The 19,217-nt window shown below is 67.8% G+C and carries 18 protein-coding genes; all 18 read right to left on the reverse strand.

Features of this window, described 5'->3' with window-relative positions:
• Window positions 1–3: 3 nt before the first annotated feature.
• Complete coding sequence (locus M9799_RS03305; RefSeq protein ID WP_231044232.1) at window positions 4–960, reverse strand: YncE family protein; 957 nt, start codon at window positions 958–960, stop codon at window positions 4–6.
• A 273-nt stretch (window positions 961–1,233) separates the two neighbouring features.
• Window positions 1,234–1,758, reverse strand: a complete 525-nt coding sequence (locus tag M9799_RS03310) for a phosphoribosyltransferase (protein WP_231044178.1) — start codon at window positions 1,756–1,758, stop codon at window positions 1,234–1,236.
• 34 nt (window positions 1,759–1,792) lie between these two features.
• A complete protein-coding gene (locus tag M9799_RS03315; RefSeq protein ID WP_231044177.1) occupies window positions 1,793–3,169 on the reverse strand; it encodes an adenylosuccinate synthase in 1,377 nt (458 codons plus the stop codon).
• 19 nt (window positions 3,170–3,188) lie between these two features.
• Window positions 3,189–4,346 (reverse strand): ATP phosphoribosyltransferase regulatory subunit, encoded by a 1,158-nt coding sequence (locus M9799_RS03320; protein ID WP_231044176.1) that lies wholly within the window; start codon window positions 4,344–4,346, stop codon window positions 3,189–3,191.
• Between the two features lie 182 nt (window positions 4,347–4,528).
• Complete coding sequence (gene hflC / locus M9799_RS03325) at window positions 4,529–5,434, reverse strand: protease modulator HflC (RefSeq protein ID WP_231044175.1); 906 nt, start codon at window positions 5,432–5,434, stop codon at window positions 4,529–4,531.
• Window positions 5,435–5,443: 9 nt separating this feature from the next.
• Complete coding sequence (gene hflK / locus M9799_RS03330; RefSeq protein ID WP_231044174.1) at window positions 5,444–6,805, reverse strand: FtsH protease activity modulator HflK; 1,362 nt, start codon at window positions 6,803–6,805, stop codon at window positions 5,444–5,446.
• Between the two features lie 71 nt (window positions 6,806–6,876).
• Entirely contained in the window at window positions 6,877–8,040 is a 1,164-nt protein-coding gene (gene hflX / locus M9799_RS03335) for a GTPase HflX (RefSeq protein ID WP_231044173.1), read from the reverse strand.
• 60 nt (window positions 8,041–8,100) lie between these two features.
• Window positions 8,101–8,358: an RNA chaperone Hfq gene (gene hfq / locus M9799_RS03340; RefSeq protein ID WP_231044172.1), complete on the reverse strand. Its 258-nt coding sequence runs from the start codon at window positions 8,356–8,358 to the stop codon at window positions 8,101–8,103.
• 99 nt (window positions 8,359–8,457) lie between these two features.
• Window positions 8,458–9,801, reverse strand: coding sequence for a ribosome biogenesis GTPase Der (gene der, locus M9799_RS03345; protein ID WP_231044171.1), 1,344 nt, complete (start codon window positions 9,799–9,801; stop codon window positions 8,458–8,460).
• A gap of 13 nt (window positions 9,802–9,814) precedes the next feature.
• Window positions 9,815–10,957, reverse strand: coding sequence for an outer membrane protein assembly factor BamB (gene bamB, locus M9799_RS03350; RefSeq protein ID WP_231044170.1), 1,143 nt, complete (start codon window positions 10,955–10,957; stop codon window positions 9,815–9,817).
• Window positions 10,954–11,628, reverse strand: a complete 675-nt coding sequence (locus M9799_RS03355; RefSeq protein WP_231044169.1) for a YfgM family protein — start codon at window positions 11,626–11,628, stop codon at window positions 10,954–10,956. Before M9799_RS03355 ends, bamB begins: the two co-directional genes overlap by 4 nt.
• Window positions 11,629–11,645: 17 nt before the next feature.
• Window positions 11,646–12,923, reverse strand: a complete 1,278-nt coding sequence (gene hisS, locus M9799_RS03360) for a histidine--tRNA ligase (protein ID WP_231044168.1) — start codon at window positions 12,921–12,923, stop codon at window positions 11,646–11,648.
• Between the two features lie 117 nt (window positions 12,924–13,040).
• Window positions 13,041–14,279 carry a flavodoxin-dependent (E)-4-hydroxy-3-methylbut-2-enyl-diphosphate synthase gene (gene ispG / locus M9799_RS03365; protein WP_231044167.1) on the reverse strand — a complete coding sequence of 413 codons (1,239 nt, stop codon included), beginning with the start codon at window positions 14,277–14,279 and terminating at the stop codon, window positions 13,041–13,043.
• A gap of 24 nt (window positions 14,280–14,303) precedes the next feature.
• Window positions 14,304–15,242, reverse strand: coding sequence for a helix-turn-helix domain-containing protein (locus M9799_RS03370; protein ID WP_231044166.1), 939 nt, complete (start codon window positions 15,240–15,242; stop codon window positions 14,304–14,306).
• A gap of 13 nt (window positions 15,243–15,255) precedes the next feature.
• The gene (gene pilW, locus M9799_RS03375) at window positions 15,256–16,083 is read right to left on the reverse strand and encodes a type IV pilus biogenesis/stability protein PilW (protein WP_231044165.1); all 828 of its coding nucleotides are present in this window, start codon (window positions 16,081–16,083) and stop codon (window positions 15,256–15,258) included.
• A 21-nt stretch (window positions 16,084–16,104) separates the two neighbouring features.
• Window positions 16,105–17,229, reverse strand: a complete 1,125-nt coding sequence (rlmN, locus tag M9799_RS03380) for a dual-specificity RNA methyltransferase RlmN (protein ID WP_231044164.1) — start codon at window positions 17,227–17,229, stop codon at window positions 16,105–16,107.
• Between the two features lie 81 nt (window positions 17,230–17,310).
• Window positions 17,311–17,736, reverse strand: coding sequence for a nucleoside-diphosphate kinase (ndk, locus tag M9799_RS03385; protein WP_231044163.1), 426 nt, complete (start codon window positions 17,734–17,736; stop codon window positions 17,311–17,313).
• Between the two features lie 138 nt (window positions 17,737–17,874).
• Window positions 17,875–19,188, reverse strand: a complete 1,314-nt coding sequence (locus M9799_RS03390; protein ID WP_231044162.1) for a pseudouridine synthase — start codon at window positions 19,186–19,188, stop codon at window positions 17,875–17,877.
• Between the last annotated feature and the right edge of the window lie 29 nt (window positions 19,189–19,217).

The following is a 19,217-nucleotide window of genomic DNA, read 5'->3' on the forward strand; positions in this document are numbered from 1 at the left end:
GGTTCAGCGCGGCGCGTGCGCCAGCGTCCACACGCCGTGCGGCGACTTGCCGACGTTGACCTGGCGCACGACCTTCTTCTCGACCGTGTCGATCACCGACAGCTTGCGCGCCCAGCGCGAGCTCACGTAGATGTAGCGGCCGTCGGCCGACACGTCCATGCAGTCCGGTCCGCCCGGCGCGGGATAGGTATCGACCAGCTGCTGGGTCTGCATGTCGATCTTGCCGATGGTGTTGGCCACGCGGTTGCTGACATAGAGATGGCGTTTGTCGCCCGCGGCGCGGAAGGCGTGCGCGCCCTTGCCGGTCTTGATCAGCGCCAGGTTGCGCGGCGGGCCGGCGGAGATGTCGAACACCTCGACGCTGTCGCTGCCCGTCAGGCCCACATACAGGCGGCGCCCGTCGGGGCTGCCATAGATGTCGGCCGGCATTGCGCCGGTGCGCACGCGCGCCGTGATGACCTGCGTTGCCATGTCGATGGCCACCAGCTCGTCGCTGTCCTGCATGGTCGAGTACAGCGTGGCGCTGCGCGCGTCGATCCACAGATGGCTGGGCGTCTTGGCCGTGACCACGCGCTTGGCAAGTGTCGGCTGCTGGCCGTCCCAGCGGTAGAAATCGATGTGGTTCAGCCGGTTGGCGGCCGTGACCAGCCACTTCATGTCCGGGCTGAAGCGCAGGTGGTAGGGGTCGGAGATGTCGCGCACCACGCGCTGCACCTGGGCCGTGCGCGGGTCGAGGAACGTCAGCGAGTCGCCCAGCGCATTGGCCACGATCAGCGACTTCTCGTCGGGCGTGAGATACAGGTGGTGCGGCTCCTTGCCGGTCGGTATGCGCGTGGTCTCGACCCAGCGCTCGGGGTCGATCACGCTGACCGAGGCATCCAGGGAATTGAGCACGAAGATGGGGGGCAACTTGGCTGGGGGCGCCTTGGCGGCAGCCGCCTGGGGCTGGGGCGCAGGCACGGTCTTGGCCGCCGCCGGGGCCGCTGGTGCAGCCGCAAGAACGCTCTTGGCGGCCAGTCCCGCCAGTCCAATGAATGCCAGCGCAGCGCGTCGCTGCTCGAAAGAATTGCGCTTCACAAACCACCGCTTTCTAGAGTGGATGCAGTGTATCGCCGGGTCCAAAACCGTGCACGGACGCACCAGTACCGGTCACCGGATGTCATTTAAAACCAACACTGCATCTCCCATGGAAAAGACCGCCGAAGCGGTCTTTGATGGGGGGTCAGCGCAGGTTCAGACTTTCCACTTTTCCAGCAGCTTCTGCGGCGTGAGATTGTCGTAGCTCTCGAACGGCTGGTGGATCCAGGGATTGGTCGGCAGGAACTCCACCGAGTAGTCGGCCTTGAAGGACGACAGGCCCTTGGTCCAGATCACGGCGCTGCGCAGCTCGGTGATCGGCGGGTAGTTGCTCTTGAGCATGCCCACCACGGCGTTGAGCGTATGGCCGGAGTCGGCCAGGTCGTCGACCAGCAGCACGCGGCCGGCGATCTCGCCCTTGGGAGTCGTGATGAAGCGTGCGAGGTCCAGATGGCCCTGCACCGTGCCGGCTTCGGCGCGGTAGGAGCTGGTGGACATGATGGCCAGCGGCTTGTCGAAAATGCGGCTCAGGATGTCACCCGGGCGCAGGCCACCGCGTGCCAGGCACAGGATGGTGTCGAATTCCCAGCCCGACTGGTGGATCTTCAGCGCGAGCTTCTCGATCAGGCCGTGGTATTCGTCATAGCTTACGTACAGGTGGTTACCGTCTTCGGTCAACATGGGGCGTTCCTTGGATGTTGGTGGCAAAGAGCGGTCAGGCCGCGCTGTAGGGGTTGTGCATGAGGATCGTGTGATCGCGGTCGGGACTGGTCGAGACCATGGCGATCGGCACGCCCGTGACTTCGGCAATACGGTCCAGATAGCGGCGGGCCGAGGCCGGCAGCGCGTCGTAGTCGGTCACGCCCACGGTGGAGTCGGTCCAGCCGGGGATGGTTTCGTAGATCGGCTTGCAGCGCGCGATGTCGTCCGCGCCCATGGGCAGCAGGTCGATGGTCTCGCCATCGAGTTCGTAGCCCACGCAGAGCTTGAGCTCTTCCAGGCCATCGAGCACGTCGAGCTTGGTGATGCACAGGCCGGACAGGCCGTTGACCTGGGCCGAGCGCTTGAGCAGCGCCGCGTCGAACCAGCCGCAGCGGCGGCTGCGGCCCGTCGTCACGCCCTTCTCGGCGCCCACGGTGCTCATGTGCCAGCCGGGCGTGCCTTCCTTTTCCCAGTCGAGTTCGGTGGGGAACGGGCCACCGCCGACGCGCGTGCAGTAGGCCTTGGTGATGCCCAGCACGTAGTGCAGCAGGCTGGGGCCCACGCCCGAGCCGGCGGCCGCATTGCCGGCCACGCAGTTGCTCGAGGTCACATAGGGATAGGTGCCGTGGTCCACGTCCAGCAGCGTGCCCTGGGCGCCTTCGAACAGCAGGTTGCCACCGGCCTGGTGGGCCTCGTTGAGCTCGCGCGAGACGTCGGCCATCATCGGCTTGAGCAGCTCGGCGTGGCGCATGGCTTCCTCGTACACCGCGTCGAACTGCACTTCGCCGTCGGCGATGTAGGGCTTGAGCGCGTCGCCGAAGGTGAAGTTCTTCGAGCCCAGCACATGCACCAGGATGTGGTTGTGCAGCGCCAGCAGCTCGCGCAGCTTGGTGGCGAAGCGCTCGGGATACTTCAGGTCCTGCACGCGCAGCGCACGGCGCGCGATCTTGTCTTCGTAGGCGGGGCCGATGCCGCGGCCGGTGGTGCCGATCTTCTCGGTGCCGCCCTGCTCGCGCGCGGCTTCGCGCGCCACGTCCAGCGCCGCGTGGAACGGCAGGATCAGCGGGCAGGCCTCGCTCACGCGCAGACGGTTGCGCACCTCGACACCGGCTTTTTCCAGGCCTTCGATTTCCTCGAACAGCTTGGCGGCCGACAGCACCACGCCGTTGCCGATGTAGCACTTGACGCCGGCGCGCATGATGCCGCTGGGGATCAGATGCAGCGCGGTCTTCACGCCGTTGATGACCAGAGTGTGCCCGGCATTGTGGCCGCCCTGGAAGCGCACCACGCCCTGGGCGGTTTCGGTGAGCCAGTCCACCAGCTTGCCCTTGCCTTCGTCACCCCACTGGGTGCCGACCACGACCACATTGCGACCTTTGCTTGCTTTCATATTCAAATCCGATGAATTGTCAAATGCCGGAAACGGCTTGCACGACCCATTGCCCGGCAACTTGCACCAGTTCTCGGTCGCAGTGAAATTCGTCCACTTCGCTCTCATGGCCCGGCAGGACGCAGACCACGGTCTCGCCCTGCTGGCGCAAGGCGGCGATGGCCGCGCTCACGTCCTGCGCATCGCCCCAGGGCGCGCGGATCGCGGCCTTGAGGGCGCGCGCGGGCACGACGCCGACCAGTTGCTTGATGTCCAGGCTGAAGCCGGCGGCGGGACGGTTGCGGCCGAACACCGCGCCGACCTCGTCGTAGCGTCCGCCGCGCACCAGCGCGTCGCTGGCGCCCGGTACATACATGGCAAAGCGCGTGCCGCTGTAGTAGCCGTAGCCGCGCAGGTCGGCCAGGTCGAAGGTCACATTGACGCCGTCCAGGCGCGCCGCCAGCCATTTCAGATGGGCCAGCACCTCGGACACACCGGGCACGCCGGCCAGCGCCTTCCCGGCTTCGTCCAGCACCTGCACGTCGCCGTAGAGCTGCAGCAACGCCTTCAGGCCCTCGCGCGAAGCCGCGGGGAAGTCGCGCGTGAGGCGCGCCAGCTCGCTGGCATCCTTGCTCGCCAGCGCCGCGTGCACCGCATGCAGCACCGGAGCCTCCAGCGCCACGCCGGCCAGCAGGCTGCGCACCACGCGCACGTCGGCCATGTCGACGCTGACGTCGCTGACCTCGGCGCTGCGCAGGCAGGCCAGCGCCAGCAGCAGCGCCTCGAGGTCGGCCTCGAGCCCGGCATGGCCGTAGATCTCGGCGCCGAACTGCAGCGGCTCGCGCGTGGCGCGCGGACGGTCGGGACGCGTGTGGAGCACCGGGCCGCAGTAGCACAGGCGCGTGACGCCGCGGCGGTTGAGCAGGTGGGCGTCGATGCGGGCCACCTGCTGGGTGGTGTCGGCGCGCAGGCCCAGCGAACGCCCCGAGAGCTGGTCGACCAGCTTGAACGTCTGCAGGTCCAGGGCTTCGCCGGTGCCCGTCAGCAGGGACTCCAGATGCTCCAGAAGGGGAGGCATGACCAGCTCATACCCATAGCGGCGCGCCGTATCGAGCAAACCCCGGCGCAATTCCTCGATGTGCCGTGCCTCGGAAGGCAATACATCGGCGATGTGATCCGGCAGGACCCAAGCAGACATGGAAAAAAGGGGAGGCTGTTAAAAACGCGATTCTACGGGATCGCGGCGCCCTCCCACTGCGGCATGGCCCCATGGCTTATGCATGGTTCCAGTTTTTGCTTGCATTGGGAACGGACTTTTGCTGGCAGACTGAATGAGAAAAGGGGCCGAAGCCCCTTTGCGATGCGTCTGCGGCCGCGGTCTTACCGGGCGGCTGCCGCGCCGGCCCCGGCCGTGCTGCCGCGCATGGCCTTGAAGAACTCCGTCGACGACGGATCCAGCACCAGCACGTCGCTCTTCTTGTTGAAGCTGGCCTTATAGGCCTCGAGGCTGCGGTAGAACTGCGCGAACTGCGGGTCGCGGCCAAAGGCCTCGGCGTAGATGCGCGCGGCTTCGGCATCGCCCTCGCCCTTCACTTTCTGCGCATCGCGATAGGCGTTGGCCACCGTGACCTCGCGCTGGCGGTCGGCGTCGGCGCGGATCTTCTCGCCCTCGGCCGCGCCGGTCGAGCGCAGCTCGTTGGCCACGCGCTTGCGCTCGGCTTCCATGCGGCGGTAGACCGATTCGGTGATCGATTCCGCATAGTCGACGCGCGTGATGCGTACGTCGACCACGTCCATGCCCCAGGGACGGGCGCCGCGCACGGCCTCGAGCACCTCGCGCTTGACGTCGGCCATCAGCGCCTCGCGCTTGTCGGCCAGCAGATCCTTCACGGTGCGCTTGTTGATCTCCTCCTGGAAGGCGTTGCGCACCACGCGGTTGAGCTGCATCGTGCCCGCGGCTTCGTCGAGGCCCACGTTGCGGATGTACTCCGAAGGCTCCGAGATGCGCCAGCGCACGTACCAGTCGATGACCACGCGCTGCTTCTCGGCCGTCAGCATGGGCTCGGTATCGTTGCTGTCGAGCGTCAGCAGGCGCTTGTCGAGATAGCGCACGTTTTGGAACGGCGGCGGCATCTTGACATGCAGGCCCGGCTCGGTGATCACGCTCTTGATCTGGCCCAGCGCGTAGACCACGCCGAACTGGCGCTGGTCGACGACAAACAGCATCGAGCTCAGCAGGGCCAGCACGACCAGCAGGCTGGTGACAATAAATCCGACTCTGTTCACAAGAATCTCCTAGCGGGCATCGCGTTCGCGCGAACGGCTGTTGTCGCGCGCACGGACTTCATTCGACATGGGGGCAGGCACGGGGGCCGCGCCCGGGGCGGGGGTGGCGGCTGCGCCGGCGGCGGCATCGGCGGGCGCCGCGCCCTGGCCGGTGGCCTGCATGATCTTGTCCAGCGGCAGGTACAGCAGGTTCGAGCCCTGGCGCGAATCGACCAGCACCTTGGTCACGTTGCCGTAGATCTGCTGCATGCTCTCCAGGTACAGGCGCTCGCGCGTGACCTGGGGCGCCTTCTGGTATTCGGCCTGCAGCGCGCTGAAGCGCTGGGCGTCACCCTGGGCCTGGGCGACGATGCGTTCCTTGTAGCCCGCGGCTTCCTCCAGCATGCGCGAGGCGACACCGGTGGCGCGCGGCACCACGTCGTTGGCATAGGCCTGGGCCTCGTTCTTGGCGCGCTCGCGCTCCTGGCCGGCGCGCAGCACGTCGTCGAAAGATGCCTGCACCTGTTCGGGCGGACGCACGCCGCTTTGCTGCAGGTTGATGCCCACGACTTCGACGCCGACCCTGTAGCGGTCGAGGATGGTCTGCATCAGCGCGCGCACGCGCGGCGCGATCTGGTCGCGTTCGTCCTGCATCGCTGCGTCCATGGACATCTTGCCGACCACTTCGCGCACCGCGGTCTCGGCCGCCTGCACCACGGCATCGGCCGGATTGCGGCTCTCGAACAGCCAGGCGCGCGCATCGCTCAGGCGGTATTGCACGGCGAACTTGATCTCGACGATGTTCTCGTCGCGCGTGAGCATGGCCGACTCGCGCAGGCCCGTGCTCTTGATGACGTTGTCGCGGCCCACGTCGGCCGAGCGGATCTGCGACACGACCACCGTCTCGTGGCGCTGGATCGGATAGGGCAGGCGCCAGTTGAAGCCCGCGCCCACCGTGCTGCGGTACTTGCCGAACTGGGTGATGACGGCCTGCTGGCCTTCCTGCACGATGAAGAAGCCGGTGGCCAGCCAGATCGCCAGCGCCACGCCGACGATCAGGCCGATGCCCGCGCCGGCGTTCTTCATGTCGGGCTGGAAGCCACCGCCATTGCGCCCGCCGGGCGGCAGGCCGTTGCCGCCGTTCTTGCCGCGGAACAGGCCGGACAGCTTGCGGTTGAGGTCGCCCCAGAGCTCGTCCAGATCGGGCGGCGTGCCCTGTGGCTGGCGGTCGCGTCCGTTGGACGGCGGCGGCACCGGGCGGTCGGCGTCGGGCCGGGCGCCGTTCGGGTCCTTGTCATCGCCTCTGCCCCAGCGGGGGTCGTTCAGATTGAACATCCCCCGAAGGCGCTGGGGCAGCAGCGCCCAACGGGGCGCGCGTTGTGAAAAATTCATGCGAAAAGTCTCGGTTTTTCAAAAAAAGACAGGGATCCCTTCGGCATTTTGCCCAGACAGGGCTTGGCGCCTCATAAATCAGCGGGTGTGTCGGGGGTCTTATCCGCCCCCTTCGCAGCCAGCACGTGCTCCGTGAGCAGCTGGCGCAATGCCGGCAGGCCCTCGCCCGCGCGCGCGCTGACGAACAGCCGCGGCACGGCCTGGCCGTCCCACTCGTAGCTGTCTTGCAGCTGCGCCGGCCGCTGCTCGGCGGGCACCGCGTCGAGCTTGTTGAAGACCAGCAGCTGCGGAATGCCATCGGCGCCGATTTCGGCCAGCACCTTCTGCACTTCGGCGATCTGCTCGGGGTACGCCGGGTTCGAGGCATCGACCACGTGCAGCAGCAGGTCGGCATCCACCGCCTCCTGCAGCGTGGCCTGGAACGCATCGACCAGCCCGTGCGGCAGGTCGCGGATGAAACCCACGGTGTCCGACAGGGACACGGATTGGCGCGCATCGCTCAGATACAACTGGCGCGTCGTGGTGTCGAGCGTGGCGAACAGCTGGTCGGCGGCATAGGCGCCGGCCTTGACCAGCGCGTTGAACAGCGTCGACTTGCCGGCGTTGGTGTAGCCGACCAGCGAGACGTTGAACACGTCCCGGCGCTCGCGCTGGCGGCGCTGCGTGGCGCGCTGCTTCTTGACCTTGGCCAGCCGCTCGCGCGTGCTCTTGATCGACTTGTCGATCATCCGGCGGTCGAGCTCGATCTGCGTTTCGCCCGGGCCGCCGCGCCCGCCGATGCCGCCGCGCTGGCGCTCCAGGTGCGACCAGCGCCGCACCAGGCGCGTGGCCAGGTATTGCAGGCGCGCCAGCTCCACCTGGAGCTTGCCTTCATGGCTGCGCGCGCGCTGGCCGAAGATCTCGAGAATCAGCAGGGTCCGGTCGGTGACCGGCATGTCGAGGTGGCGCTCGAGGTTGCGCTGCTGCGCCGGGCTCAGCGCCTGGTCGAACAGGACTTCCTGCGCGCCGTGCATCTGCGCCAGCATGCGGATCTCGTCGGCCTTGCCGCTGCCGACGAACAGCGCCGCGTCGGGTACCTTGCGTTTGCAGGCCAGGCGCGCCACGGGATCGAGCCCCGCGGTCTCGGCCAGCAGGCCGAGCTCCTCGAGCTCGGCATCGAAATGGGGCAGCCCGAAATCCACACCGACCAGAAGGACCGGTGTGGCGGAGCCGTTGGGGGTGTCAGAGGTGCCCATGGAATGTTCCGTTCAGCACGCGACTCCCTGAAAGCAGGAAAAAGACTGGGTGGTGCAATCTCAGGCGCCGGCGGCTTCGTTGTCTGCGGCGGTTTCAGCCGTGGAGAAGTTCACGGCACGGCCGGGAACGATGGTGGAAATCGCGTGCTTGTACACCATTTGCGTGACGGTGTTGCGCAGCAGCACGACATATTGGTCGAAGGACTCGATCTGGCCCTGCAGCTTGATGCCGTTGACCAGATAGATGGACACCGGCACATGCTCGCGGCGCAGCGCGTTGAGGAACGGGTCTTGAAGGAGTTGGCCTTTGTTGCTCACGATATTCTCCGTGTTCGGGGAGTGTTGTTGTAAACCGACACCTTACCACAGAGCCTTGCGCGTCCCGCATCACCGGGAATTTGCAAGGCTTTCGACCTGTTACTTGTCTTTGTCCGTGAACGGATTGTGCGAGGTCTTCATCTCGATGCGCAGCGGCGTGCCCACCAGGTTGAACTCCTTGCGGAACCGCCCTTCGAGGAAGCGCTTGTAGGCATCCGTGACATGCTCGAGCGAATTGCCGTGCACGACGATGACCGGCGGGTTCATGCCGCCCTGGTGCGCATAGCGCATCTTGGGGCGGAACATGCCGGCGCGCTTGGGCGCCTGGAACTGCACGGCCTCGAGCAGCAGGCGCGTGAGCACCGGGGTCGACATCTTGCAGGTCGCAGCCTTGTGCGCCTGGGCAATCGAGCCCCACAGCGGCCCCAGCCCCTGGCGCTTGCGCGCCGAGATGAAGTGCAGCGAGGCGAATTTCAGGAAGGACAGGCGCGACTCGATGGAGCGCTGCAGCAGCTCGCGCTGGTAGTCGTCCACCGCATCCCACTTGTTGACCGCGAGCACCACGGCGCGGCCGCTTTCCAGGATGAAGCCGGCGATGTGCGAATCCTGCTCGGTCACGCCCTGCGTGGCGTCGATCAGCAGCAGCACGACGTTGGCCGACTCGATGGCCTGCAGCGTCTTGACCACCGAGAACTTCTCGATGGCTTCGAAGACCTTGCCCTTGCGGCGCAGGCCCGCGGTGTCGATCAGCTCGAACTTCTGGCCGTTGCGCTCGAAAGGCACGGAGATCGCGTCGCGCGTCGTGCCGGGCATGTCGAAGGCCACCAGGCGCTCCTCGCCCAGCCAGGTGTTGATCAGCGTCGACTTGCCGGCGTTGGGCCGGCCGGCCACGGCCAGCTTGATGGGCCCGAGCTCGCCGTCCTCCAAGGAGTCCTCCTCGGGCTCGGGCAGGTTCAGCGGCTCGAGCGCGAGCTCGACCAGGCCGCGCATGCCCTGGCCATGGGCCGCGGACACCGGGTGCACCTGGCCCAGGCCCAGCTCATAGAACTCGGTGAGCTGCGCGCCCTCGAGCATGCCCTCGGCCTTGTTGGCGATCAGCAGGCAGGGCTTGCCCAGGCGGCGCAGGTATTTCGCGATGTCATGGTCCTGGGCGGACACACCGGCGCGCGCATCGACGACGAACACGACCACGTCGGCTTCGGCCACGGCCTGCTGCGTCTGCTTGGCCATCTCCTTGAAGATGCCGCTGGAGGCATCGGGTTCGAAGCCGCCGGTGTCGATCACGATGTACTCGTGCTTGCCCTGCTTGCCCTGGCCGTAATGGCGGTCCCGCGTCAACCCGGCAAAGTCGGCGACGATCGCATCCCTCGACTTGGTAAGCCGATTGAACAGCGTCGATTTGCCCACATTCGGGCGCCCCACTAGGGCAATAACTGGCTTCATCCCCAAATACCTATCAATCCGGCCGGAAGCCGTACACGCCACCATTGCGCGTCACGACCACCAGCGTATCCGCAGCCACCACCGGTGCTGCAGCAATCCCGGAGTCATCGGTTGTCAGGCGGTTCAGCGGTGAACCGTCCTCTCTGGACAACAGATGCACCAGACCATCGTCATCGCCCACCACCACCGAGCGTCCCAGCAGCAAGGGTGCCGAGAGCTTGCGCAGTTGCAGGCGATCCGTGGACCACAGGCGGCTGCCATCGGCGCGCCGCCATGCGATCACTGTTCCATTCCCCTCGGTGCCGACGATGCGCTCGGCATCGCCGCCGATGCCCTGCGCGCCGCGCGCCGGCTGGGCCCATTGCGCGCGCGCGCTGGCCGTATCGACGCAGGCCACCGTGGCCTGGAAGGTGCGCGCGCACAGCTGGCTGCCGTCGCGGTGCATCGGGCCCACCAGGTCGACCAGGCGCTCGACGTCGTTGGTGCCGCGCGGGCTGGCCAGCGGCGCCTCCCACAGCACCGCGCCGTTGTCGGGGTTCAGGCCCACGAGCCGGCCCGACAGGCCCGCCACCAGCGTGTCGCCCACGGCCGTGAGCACGCCCGCCTGGCGCAGCACCAGCGATTCGCCGGTGCGCTGCTGGACCCAGAGCTGGCGTCCGTCCTCTGCATCGAAGGCGGTCAGCGCGCGGTCGGCCGTCAGCACGAACACGCGGCCGCCGGCCACCAGCGGCGGCGTGTACGAGGCCGCGGGCAGGCGCTTGCGCCAGACCTCGCGGCCCTGCTCCAGCAGCACCACCTCGTTGCTGCGCGTCACCACGGACTGCAGGCGGCCGTTGCCGCCCACGCCCGCCGTTAGTGGCTGGCCGACCTTCGCCTGCCACAGCGAGGCGCCCGAATTGGCATCCAGTGCCTGCAGGCTGCCGTCGAGGCTGGCCAGCACCAGCGTCGCGCCATGCACGTCCACCACCAGCGGCAGCTGACCCAGCGGCGCGATCTTGGCCGTCCAGCTCTTTTGCACCGGCAGCAGGACCACGTTCGGGCCCAGATCCGCGGGTTTCACCTTGCTGGAATTCCAGAACGCGCAGCCGCCAAGGCTGACGATCAGACCCAGGGTACAGAGGCTGCGCACCAGGCGCTTGGGCAGGCTGCGGTTCATAGTTTGGCTTCCGTTGGGCTGGGCTGGGCCTGCACCTGCACACCCAGCGCGTTGAGCTTGAATTCCACCAGGCGGCGGTAATCGACCTGGCTGTCGAAGGCCTTGTAGGCCTTCTCGTATTCCGCCACGGCCTCGGTCTTCTTGTCCTGCAGCGCCAGCGCGTCGCCGCGGCGGTCGGCAGCCACGGCGGTGAACTCCGCGGGGAAGCCGGCCGACAGCTGCTGCAGGGCGGCATCGGGCTGCTTCTGCTCGATCAGCACCGCCGCCAGGCGCAGGCGCGCGAGCGACTTCAGGCCTTCATCGCTGCCCTTGTCGGCGACCCAGGTCAAAGCCTCCTTGGACTGATCCCACTGGCCCGCGTCGCCATAGGCCTTCGCGGCCAGCAGGCCCGCCTGCGCCGCCTGCTGCGTGGCGGCGTAGCTGCTCTTGAGGTCCGCGAGCGCCTGGCCGATGCGGTCGAGCTGCTGGCCCTCGACGGCCTGCGTCACCGCATCCGCCAGCGCCGCCGCCTGCGTGGACTGGCGTGCCTGCCAGTACTGGTAGCCATTCCAGGCCGCAAAACCGCCTAGCACGACAACCAGGGCACCCGTGATCGGGGTACCCCATTTGTTCCAGAAATGCTTGAGCTGGTCAAGTTGCTCTTGTTCTTCGAGGTCGAAATGTTGGGCCATGGATGTGCTGGGTGTTTTCAGTCGGTTGATTGTAGAAGGGTCGCCCACTGCGCCACCGCGCCAAGGGATTGCGTGGTCTGCGCGCCGCTGCCGTCGCGCAGCGATTTCACCGTGACCTCGCCGCGCGCCAGTTCGTCCGCGCCGAAGACCAGCGCGAAGCGCGCGCCGCTGGCGTCGGCTTTCTTGAACTGCGACTTCATGCTGCCCATGCCCTCGCCTGCGCCGCCTGCAGCGCCCGAAGGGCTGTGCATCTGCACGCTGACGCCGGCTGCGCGCAGCTGCTGCACCACGCGGCTGACCTGCGCCAGCGCCGCGGCATCGGGCACCACGGCGTAGGCGTCGGGCACGGGCGCGGCCGTGGCCACGCCGGCCTCCTTGACCAGTTCGAGCACGCGCTCGACGCCCAGCGCCCAGCCCACGGCCGGCGCGGCCTTGCCGCCGATCTGCTCGATCAGATAGTCGTAGCGGCCGCCGCCGCAGATCGTGCCCTGCGAGCCCAGCTGGTCGGTGATGAACTCGAACACCGTCAGGTTGTAGTAGTCCATGCCGCGCACCAGGCGCGGGTTGATGCTCCAGGCGACGCCGTTGGCGTCGAGGATCGCGGTGACGGTGTTCAGGTGGGCGAGCGAGGCCTCGCCCAGGAAGTCCAGCAGCCGCGGCGCGGCCTGGACCATGGCCTGCATGGCCGGGTTCTTGGTGTCGAGGATGCGCAGCGGGTTGCTGTGCAGGCGGCGCTTGGCTTCCTCGTCCAGCAGCTCGTGGTGCTGCTCCAGGTAGGCGATCAGCGCCGCGCGGTGCGCCTTGCGCTCCTCGGGCTGGCCCAGGCTGTTGAGCTCCAGGCGCACCTGCTGCAGGCCCAGTTCCTTCCACAGCGCGTCGGCCAGCAGGATCAGCTCGGCATCGACCTCGGCGCCGTGGAAGCCCAGCGCTTCCGCGCCGATCTGGTGGAACTGGCGGTAGCGGCCGCGCTGCGGGCGCTCGTGGCGGAACATCGGGCCCATGTAGTACAGGCGCTTGCCGCCGTCGTACAGCAGGTTGCTTTCCACCACCGCGCGCACCACGCCGGCCGTGGCCTCGGGGCGCAGCGTCAGCTGCTCGCCGTTGAGCCGGTCCTCGAAGGAGTACATCTCCTTTTCCACGATATCGGTCACCTCGCCCAGGCCGCGCACGAACAGCGGGGTCGGCTCGACGATGGGCGTGCGGATGTTGCGGTAGGCATAGCGCTGCATCAGGCTGCGCACCTTGCCTTCCAGCCATTCCCAGCGGGCGGAATCGGGTGGAAGGATATCGTTCATGCCTTTGACGGCAACAATCTTTCCCGGCTTGGGAGAGGCTTTGGTTTCAGTGGTCACGGCAAAAAATGGAGAAATGAAAAGACGGGCACGCGGGCCCGGGCAGCGCGCCGGATGCGGCTACTGCGTCGCGGCGCCATAGCGGCGCTGCACATACTGGTCGACGATGGCGTGGAATTCCTCGGCGATATGGTCCCCGCGCAGCGTCATGGCCTTCTCGCCGTCGATGAACACCGGCGCCGCGGGCGCCTCGCCGTTGCCCGGCAGGCTGATGCCGATGTCGGCATGCTTGCTCTCGCCGGGGCCGTTGACGATGCAGCCCATGACGGCCACGCGCATCGCCTCGACACCCGGATAGCGCAGGCGCCAGACCGGCATCTGCGAGCGCAGGTGGTCGTCGATGCGCTTGGCCAGTTCCTGGAAGGTGGTGCTGGTGGTGCGGCCACAGCCCGGGCAGGCGGTGACGCTGGGCACGAACATGCGCAGGCCCAGCGACTGCAGGATCTCGCCGGCCACGACCACCTCCTGGGTGCGCGCCTCGCCGGGCTGGGGTGTGAGCGATACGCGGATGGTGTCGCCGATGCCTTCCTGCAGCAGCACCGCCAGCGCAGCGGTCGACGCCACGGTGCCCTTGGTGCCCATGCCGGCCTCGGTCAGGCCCAGGTGCAGCGCGTAGTCGCAGCGGCGCGCGAGCTCGCGGTAGACCGAGATCAGGTCCTGCACGCCGCTGACCTTGCACGACAGGATGATCTGGTTGCCGGCCAGGCCCATCGATTCGGCCAGGCGCGCGGAGTCGATGGCCGAGGTGATCAGCGCCTCGTACATCACCTGGCGCGCGTCCCACGGCTGGGCGCGGCGGCTGTTCTGGTCCATCAGGCTGGCCAGCAGCTCCTGGTCCAGGCTGCCCCAGTTCACGCCGATGCGCACCGCCTTGTCATAGCGCGCCGCGGCCTCGATCATCTGGCCGAACTGCTTGTCGCGCTTGTCGCCCTTGCCGACGTTGCCGGGGTTGATGCGGTACTTGGACAGCGCCTTGGCGCATTCCGGGTATTCGGTCAGCAGCCGGTGGCCGTTGTAGTGGAAGTCGCCGACCAGCGGCACGTTCTCGCCCATGCGGTCGAGCTGCTCGCGGATATAGGGCACGGCCGCCGCGGCCTCGGGCGTGTTCACCGTGATGCGCACCATCTCCGATCCGGCCTGGGCCAGCTCGCGCACCTGGATCGCGGTCTCGATCGCCTCGACGGTGTCGGTGTTGGTCATCGACTGGATGCGCACCGGCGCATCGCCGCCCACGGTGACGACGCGGTCGCCCCAGACGACGCGCGCCTGGCGCGAGCGCCGCGCGGCGGGCGCGGACATGGGAATGGGTTGGGGGTTGTTCACTTATTTCACCTCGAAGCGTGCGACATTGCGGCCCTGGGCCGCGGCCGCCAGGTCGAAAGCCTGGCCGCGCACCTGCAGCGTGGTCGCATCGACGCGGCCCACCACCACCTGCATTGGTACCTGCGCCGACACCTGCGCCGATTCACCGGCATTCAGCGTCTTGCTCAGCACCACCGCGCCGCGCGCATCCCTGACCTGGATCCACGACGTTGCCGTGGCGTTGAACACCAGCGGCGCCTGCCCGGGCAGCGCCGGGGTCTCGGCCGCCGCGGGCAAGGCCTCGGCTGCCGCGGGAGCGGTCGCGGCAGCCGGCGCTGCGGCAGCCGGCGCTGCGGCCGCCGGCGTATCAGCCGGGGCCACCGGCAGCGCAGCGGCGGCGGGTGCATCTGCAACGGAAGCGGCGGGCAAAGCGGCCGCGGGCGCGGGCACGGCCTGCACCGGCTGGCTCACGGTGGCCGGAGCAGCGGCTCCCGGAGCGCCCTCGCCTGCAGCATCGCGATCGAACAGGCCATCCGGCAGGAAATAGACCGCAGCCGCTGCCGCCAGCAGCACGACGACCGCGCCGATCGCCTTGCGCGACACGCCGCCGCTGCCGGCCGCCATGCCGCTGCTCTGGCGCTCCTTGATCGGCGCGTTCAGGAAGGTGCGCTGCGCGTCGAAGCCCTTGGCCGCGCTGCGCGGCAGCTTGTCCAGCACCGGTTGCGCTTCGAGCCCCAGCGTGCGGCAGATGCTCGACGCCAGGCCGCGCATGAACACGTGGTCGGAAAAAGCCGCGTAATCGTCGGCCTCGAGCGCCTCGAGCTTGTGCACCGGCACCTTGAGCGCGCCGGCCAGCGCCGCCACATGCAGCCCCGCGGCCTCGCGCGCCTGGCGCAACTGCTGTCCGGCCGTGGCCTGCGCGGGCGCCCCCGCCTGCTGCGTTTCCAAAACACCGGACACCGGCAACTCTCTCTCACTCATTGAATGCACCCCGTTGATAGGCCAACCACTCGCGCGATTCCGGATAGCGACGTCCCAGCGCGCCGGCCAGCTGCTGCATGGCCAGCTCGTCGCGCAGGGAGCGCTCGATCTTGATGCCCAGCCACAGCGACTCGGCGTTGGCCTGCTCGCTGTTGTTCAGGCGGCGGATATAGAAACGCGCACGCGTCACTTCCCCCTGAACATACAGCACGTTGGCCAGGTTGTAGGTGACGACCGGGTTGCCGGAATCCATTTCGGAAGCCTTGAACAGCGCCTGCTCGGCCAGCTTGTGCTGGCCCGCGCTCTCGTGGCACAGGCCCTTGGCCATCCAGGTCTTGGCGGCCGCCTGGTAGCGCGGCTCGGCCAGCGCCGCGTCGAACTGCTGATCGGCCTGCGCGAAGCGCTTTTGCTGGCACAGCAGCCAGCCATAGTTGTGCATGATGTTGGCGTCGCGCGGCGCCAGCGCCAGCGCGCGGCGGAAGGCCTCCTCGGCCAGCGCCGGGTCGCCCAGCTGCATGTAGATCAGGCCGCGCAGCTGCTGCGCCTCGGCATAGTTCGGATCGGTGGCCAGAGACTGCTTGATCTCGTCGAGCGCGATCTCGGTCTTGCCGAGCTGGAAATAGCTGGCCGCCAGCTCCATGCGGATGCGCGCGCGGCGGCGCACTTCGCTTTCATCGGACGGCGTGACGATGTCGCCCTGGACGCTGGCTGCATCGCGCGGCCCGCTCGCACAGCCGGTGAGCAGCACCAGGCCCAGGCAGGCGGCAAGCCCCCAATGGCGACAGGAAGTGGGCAGCCGTGCGATGTTTCCAGGATTCATGCCATGAGCCTTGTGTTTTCCTCAGGGAGCGGGAGCGATGGTGATGGTGCGGCGCTTGGCCATGCGCTCGGCGGCGCGCGTGCGGTCCTTGACATCGCCGGCCAGCTGGCCGCAGGCTGCATCGATGTCGTCGCCGCGCGTCTTGCGCACGGTGGTGACGATGCCCGCCTGGGTCAGGATGCGCGCGAATTCCGCCACCTGGCTGTTGGGCGAGCGCAGCAGGCCCGAGGCCGGAAACGGATTGAAGGGAATCAGGTTGAGCTTGCACCAGGGCCGGCCGCCGCCATGGCTGCGCACCAACCTGACCAGCTGCTCGGCATGCTCGGGCTGGTCGTTGACGCCGTCGAGCATGCAGTATTCGAAGGTGATGAAGTCGCGCGGCGCGTGCTCGAGGTAGCGCTCGCAGGCCTGCATCAGTTCCTCGATCGGGTATTTGCGGTTCAGCGGCACCAGGTCGTCGCGCAGCGCGTCGATGGGCGCATGCAGCGACACCGCCAGCGCCACCGGGCAGTCCAGGCCCAGGCGGTCCATCATCGGCACGACGCCGGAGGTCGAGACCGTCACGCGCCGGCGCGACATGCCGTAGCCATGGTCGTCCAGCATGACGCGCAGCGCCGGCACCAGCGCCGTGTAGTTCTGCAGCGGCTCGCCCATGCCCATCATCACCACGTTGGAGATGACGCGCTCGCTCACGCCCAGGCGCTTGCGCAGCGCATGCTCGGCAAACCACAGCTGGGCCAGGATCTCGCCCGTGGTGAGGTTGCGGCTGAAGCCCTGGTGGCCCGTCGAGCAGAAACGGCAGCCCACGGCACAGCCAGCCTGCGAGGAAATGCAAAGCGTGCCCCGGTCATCCTCGGGAATGAACACCGCTTCGACCGCATTGCCGTCGCCCACGTCAAACAGCCATTTGACGGTGCCGTCCTGGGACACATGCTCGGTGATGACCGGCAGCGCCGTGATGTGGGCACGCGCCTTGAGCTTCTCGCGCAGGGACTTGGCGAGATCGCTCATTTGTTCAAAGTCGCTCGCACCGCGCTGGTGGATCCAGCGAAACAGCTGCGTCGCCCTGAAACGCTTCTCCCCGAGCTGTTCGCAGTAGGCGCACAGTCCGTCGAGATCGAATTCGAGAAGGTTGGTGGTAGTCATATCGGCATGCAGGTCCACGCCGGCCGCCAGGCGCCGCCGGCAAAAGGCCCGAAGGCCTCTCGCCCTGCGGCGTCCACGCGATCAACGCGAGTAGATGTTCAGGCCGGGGAAGAAGAAGGCAACTTCCACTGCCGCGGTTTCAGCAGCGTCCGAGCCATGCACTGCATTGGCGTCGATGCTGTCGGCGAAGTCGGCGCGGATCGTGCCGGCTTCTGCCTTCTTGGGGTCGGTGGCGCCCATCAGTTCACGGTTCGTCAGGATGGCGTTCTCGCCTTCCAGGGCCGTGACCATCACGGGGCCGGAGATCATGAAGTCCACCAGGTCCTTGAAGAAAGGACGTGCGCTGTGGACAGCGTAGAACTGCTCGGCTTCGTTGCGCGACAGGTGCACCATGCGGGCAGCGACGATCTTCAGGCCAGCGCCTTCGAAACGGGCGTAGATCTGGCCGATCACGTTCTTGGCGACTGCGTCGGGCTTGATGATGGAGAGGGTGCGTTCGATAGCCATTTGATTTTCCTTGAGGGATTGAAAGATTTTTGTCCGTGAGAACAAAACCCCTCATTCTAGCGATCTCGCGCATACACCCGGGCCTCCACTGGAGACTGCGGGCACCCTGATCCATCAACCCGGGCTCAGCACTCCTGCTCAGCGGCGGCCGCGCCGCTGGGCCGTGGCGCGCTTGGCGTCCTTGCGGGCGCGCGACAGGCTGTCTTCGCCGATATAGCCCACCGAGGTCTTCAGCGGATCGGGCTGGGCCTGGCCGCCCTGCGCCGGCCTGCGGCCCGCGCCATCGCGCGGTGCGGGGGTGCGGGCGGCAAAGATGCCGCCACCCTTGCGCGCCGGCGCCGGTGCCGCGCCGCGGCCGGAGGCGCGCGCCGCGCCACGCGGGGCGCGCTCGGCGTCGCGCTCCTCGGGGTTGCGCGCCGCCTGGCGCAGCGCCTGGATGTCCTTCTCGTCGAGCTCCATGAAGGCGCCGCGCTTGAGGCCGCGCGGCAGCAGCATCGCGCCGTAGCGGATGCGGATCAGCCGGCTCACGGCATGGCCCACGGCCTCGAACATGCGCCGCACCTCGCGGTTGCGGCCTTCGGAGATCGTCACGCGGTACCAGCAGTTCGCGCCCTCGCCCCCACCGTCCTCGATGGAGCCGAAGGCGGCCTCGCCGTCCTCGAGCTGCACGCCGTCCAGCAGCCGCTGCTTCTCTTCCTTGTTCAGCGCGCCGAGCACGCGCACCGCATACTCGCGCTCCAGGCCGAAGCGCGGGTGCATCAGCTTGTTGGCCAGGTCGCCGGAGTTGGTGAACAGCAGCAGGCCCTCGGTGTTCAGGTCGAGGCGGCCGATGGACTGCCACTTGCCCTGGTGCAGGCGCGGCAGGCGGCGAAACACCGTCGGGCGGTTCTGCGGATCGTCATGGCTCACCACTTCGCCTGCCGGCTTGTGGTAGGCCAGCACGCGCGCCTCGGGGCCCGCGATACGGTAGCGGATCAGCCGCCCATTGACCTTGATCTGGTCGCCCACCTGCACCCGCTGGCCGACGTGGGCCGGCTCGTTGTTGACCGAGATCTTGCCCTCGACGATCAGCTTTTCCATCTCCAGGCGCGAGCCCATGCCGGCCTGCGCCAGCACCTTGTGCAGCTTGGGCGACTCGGCCTGCGGCGTCAGCACGCGCTTGGGCGCGGCTGCGTCCTCGGGCTGCAGTTCCTGGGCATCGAGCTCTCCGGCCACCACATCGGCGAAATCGAAGCCCTCGACGGGCGTGGCCTGAAGCGGCGCGGCTTCGCTCGGCAAAGGCTGGCGTGGCACCGCGGTGTTGCGGCGCGGACCCTTGCCGAACGCGCCCTTGACCTGCTGCGGGCGCGGGCGCGGCTGGGGGCGCTGGCGCGCGGGGCGCTCCTGCGCGCTTGCGTCCGTACCGGGCACCGCGTCGGGGTTGCCGTGTTTATCCGCCGTCGAATCATTCATCATGTTTTTCCTGTGTCGCATCCCTGCGT

Source organism: Comamonas endophytica, assembly GCF_023634805.2.
GTDB classification, from domain to species: Bacteria; Pseudomonadota; Gammaproteobacteria; order Burkholderiales; family Burkholderiaceae_C; genus Comamonas; species Comamonas endophytica.

Bases quoted from the DNA above. Each gene is read 5' to 3' on its own strand.
- M9799_RS03310 (WP_231044178.1), bottom strand. From the start codon at position 1,758: ATGTTGACCGAAGACGGTAACCACCTGTACGTAAGCTATGACGAATAC.
- M9799_RS03315 (WP_231044177.1), bottom strand. From the start codon at position 3,169: ATGAAAGCAAGCAAAGGTCGCAATGTGGTCGTGGTCGGCACCCAGTGG.
- M9799_RS03320 (WP_231044176.1), bottom strand. From the start codon at position 4,346: ATGTCTGCTTGGGTCCTGCCGGATCACATCGCCGATGTATTGCCTTCC.
- hflK (WP_231044174.1), bottom strand. From the start codon at position 6,805: ATGAATTTTTCACAACGCGCGCCCCGTTGGGCGCTGCTGCCCCAGCGC.
- hflX (WP_231044173.1), bottom strand. From the start codon at position 8,040: ATGGGCACCTCTGACACCCCCAACGGCTCCGCCACACCGGTCCTTCTG.
- der (WP_231044171.1), bottom strand. From the start codon at position 9,801: ATGAAGCCAGTTATTGCCCTAGTGGGGCGCCCGAATGTGGGCAAATCG.
- bamB (WP_231044170.1), bottom strand. From the start codon at position 10,957: ATGAACCGCAGCCTGCCCAAGCGCCTGGTGCGCAGCCTCTGTACCCTG.
- M9799_RS03355 (WP_231044169.1), bottom strand. From the start codon at position 11,628: ATGGCCCAACATTTCGACCTCGAAGAACAAGAGCAACTTGACCAGCTC.
- hisS (WP_231044168.1), bottom strand. From the start codon at position 12,923: ATGAACGATATCCTTCCACCCGATTCCGCCCGCTGGGAATGGCTGGAA.
- ispG (WP_231044167.1), bottom strand. From the start codon at position 14,279: ATGTCCGCGCCCGCCGCGCGGCGCTCGCGCCAGGCGCGCGTCGTCTGG.
- pilW (WP_231044165.1), bottom strand. From the start codon at position 16,083: ATGAATCCTGGAAACATCGCACGGCTGCCCACTTCCTGTCGCCATTGG.
- rlmN (WP_231044164.1), bottom strand. From the start codon at position 17,229: ATGACTACCACCAACCTTCTCGAATTCGATCTCGACGGACTGTGCGCC.
- ndk (WP_231044163.1), bottom strand. From the start codon at position 17,736: ATGGCTATCGAACGCACCCTCTCCATCATCAAGCCCGACGCAGTCGCC.
- M9799_RS03390 (WP_231044162.1), bottom strand. From the start codon at position 19,188: ATGAATGATTCGACGGCGGATAAACACGGCAACCCCGACGCGGTGCCC.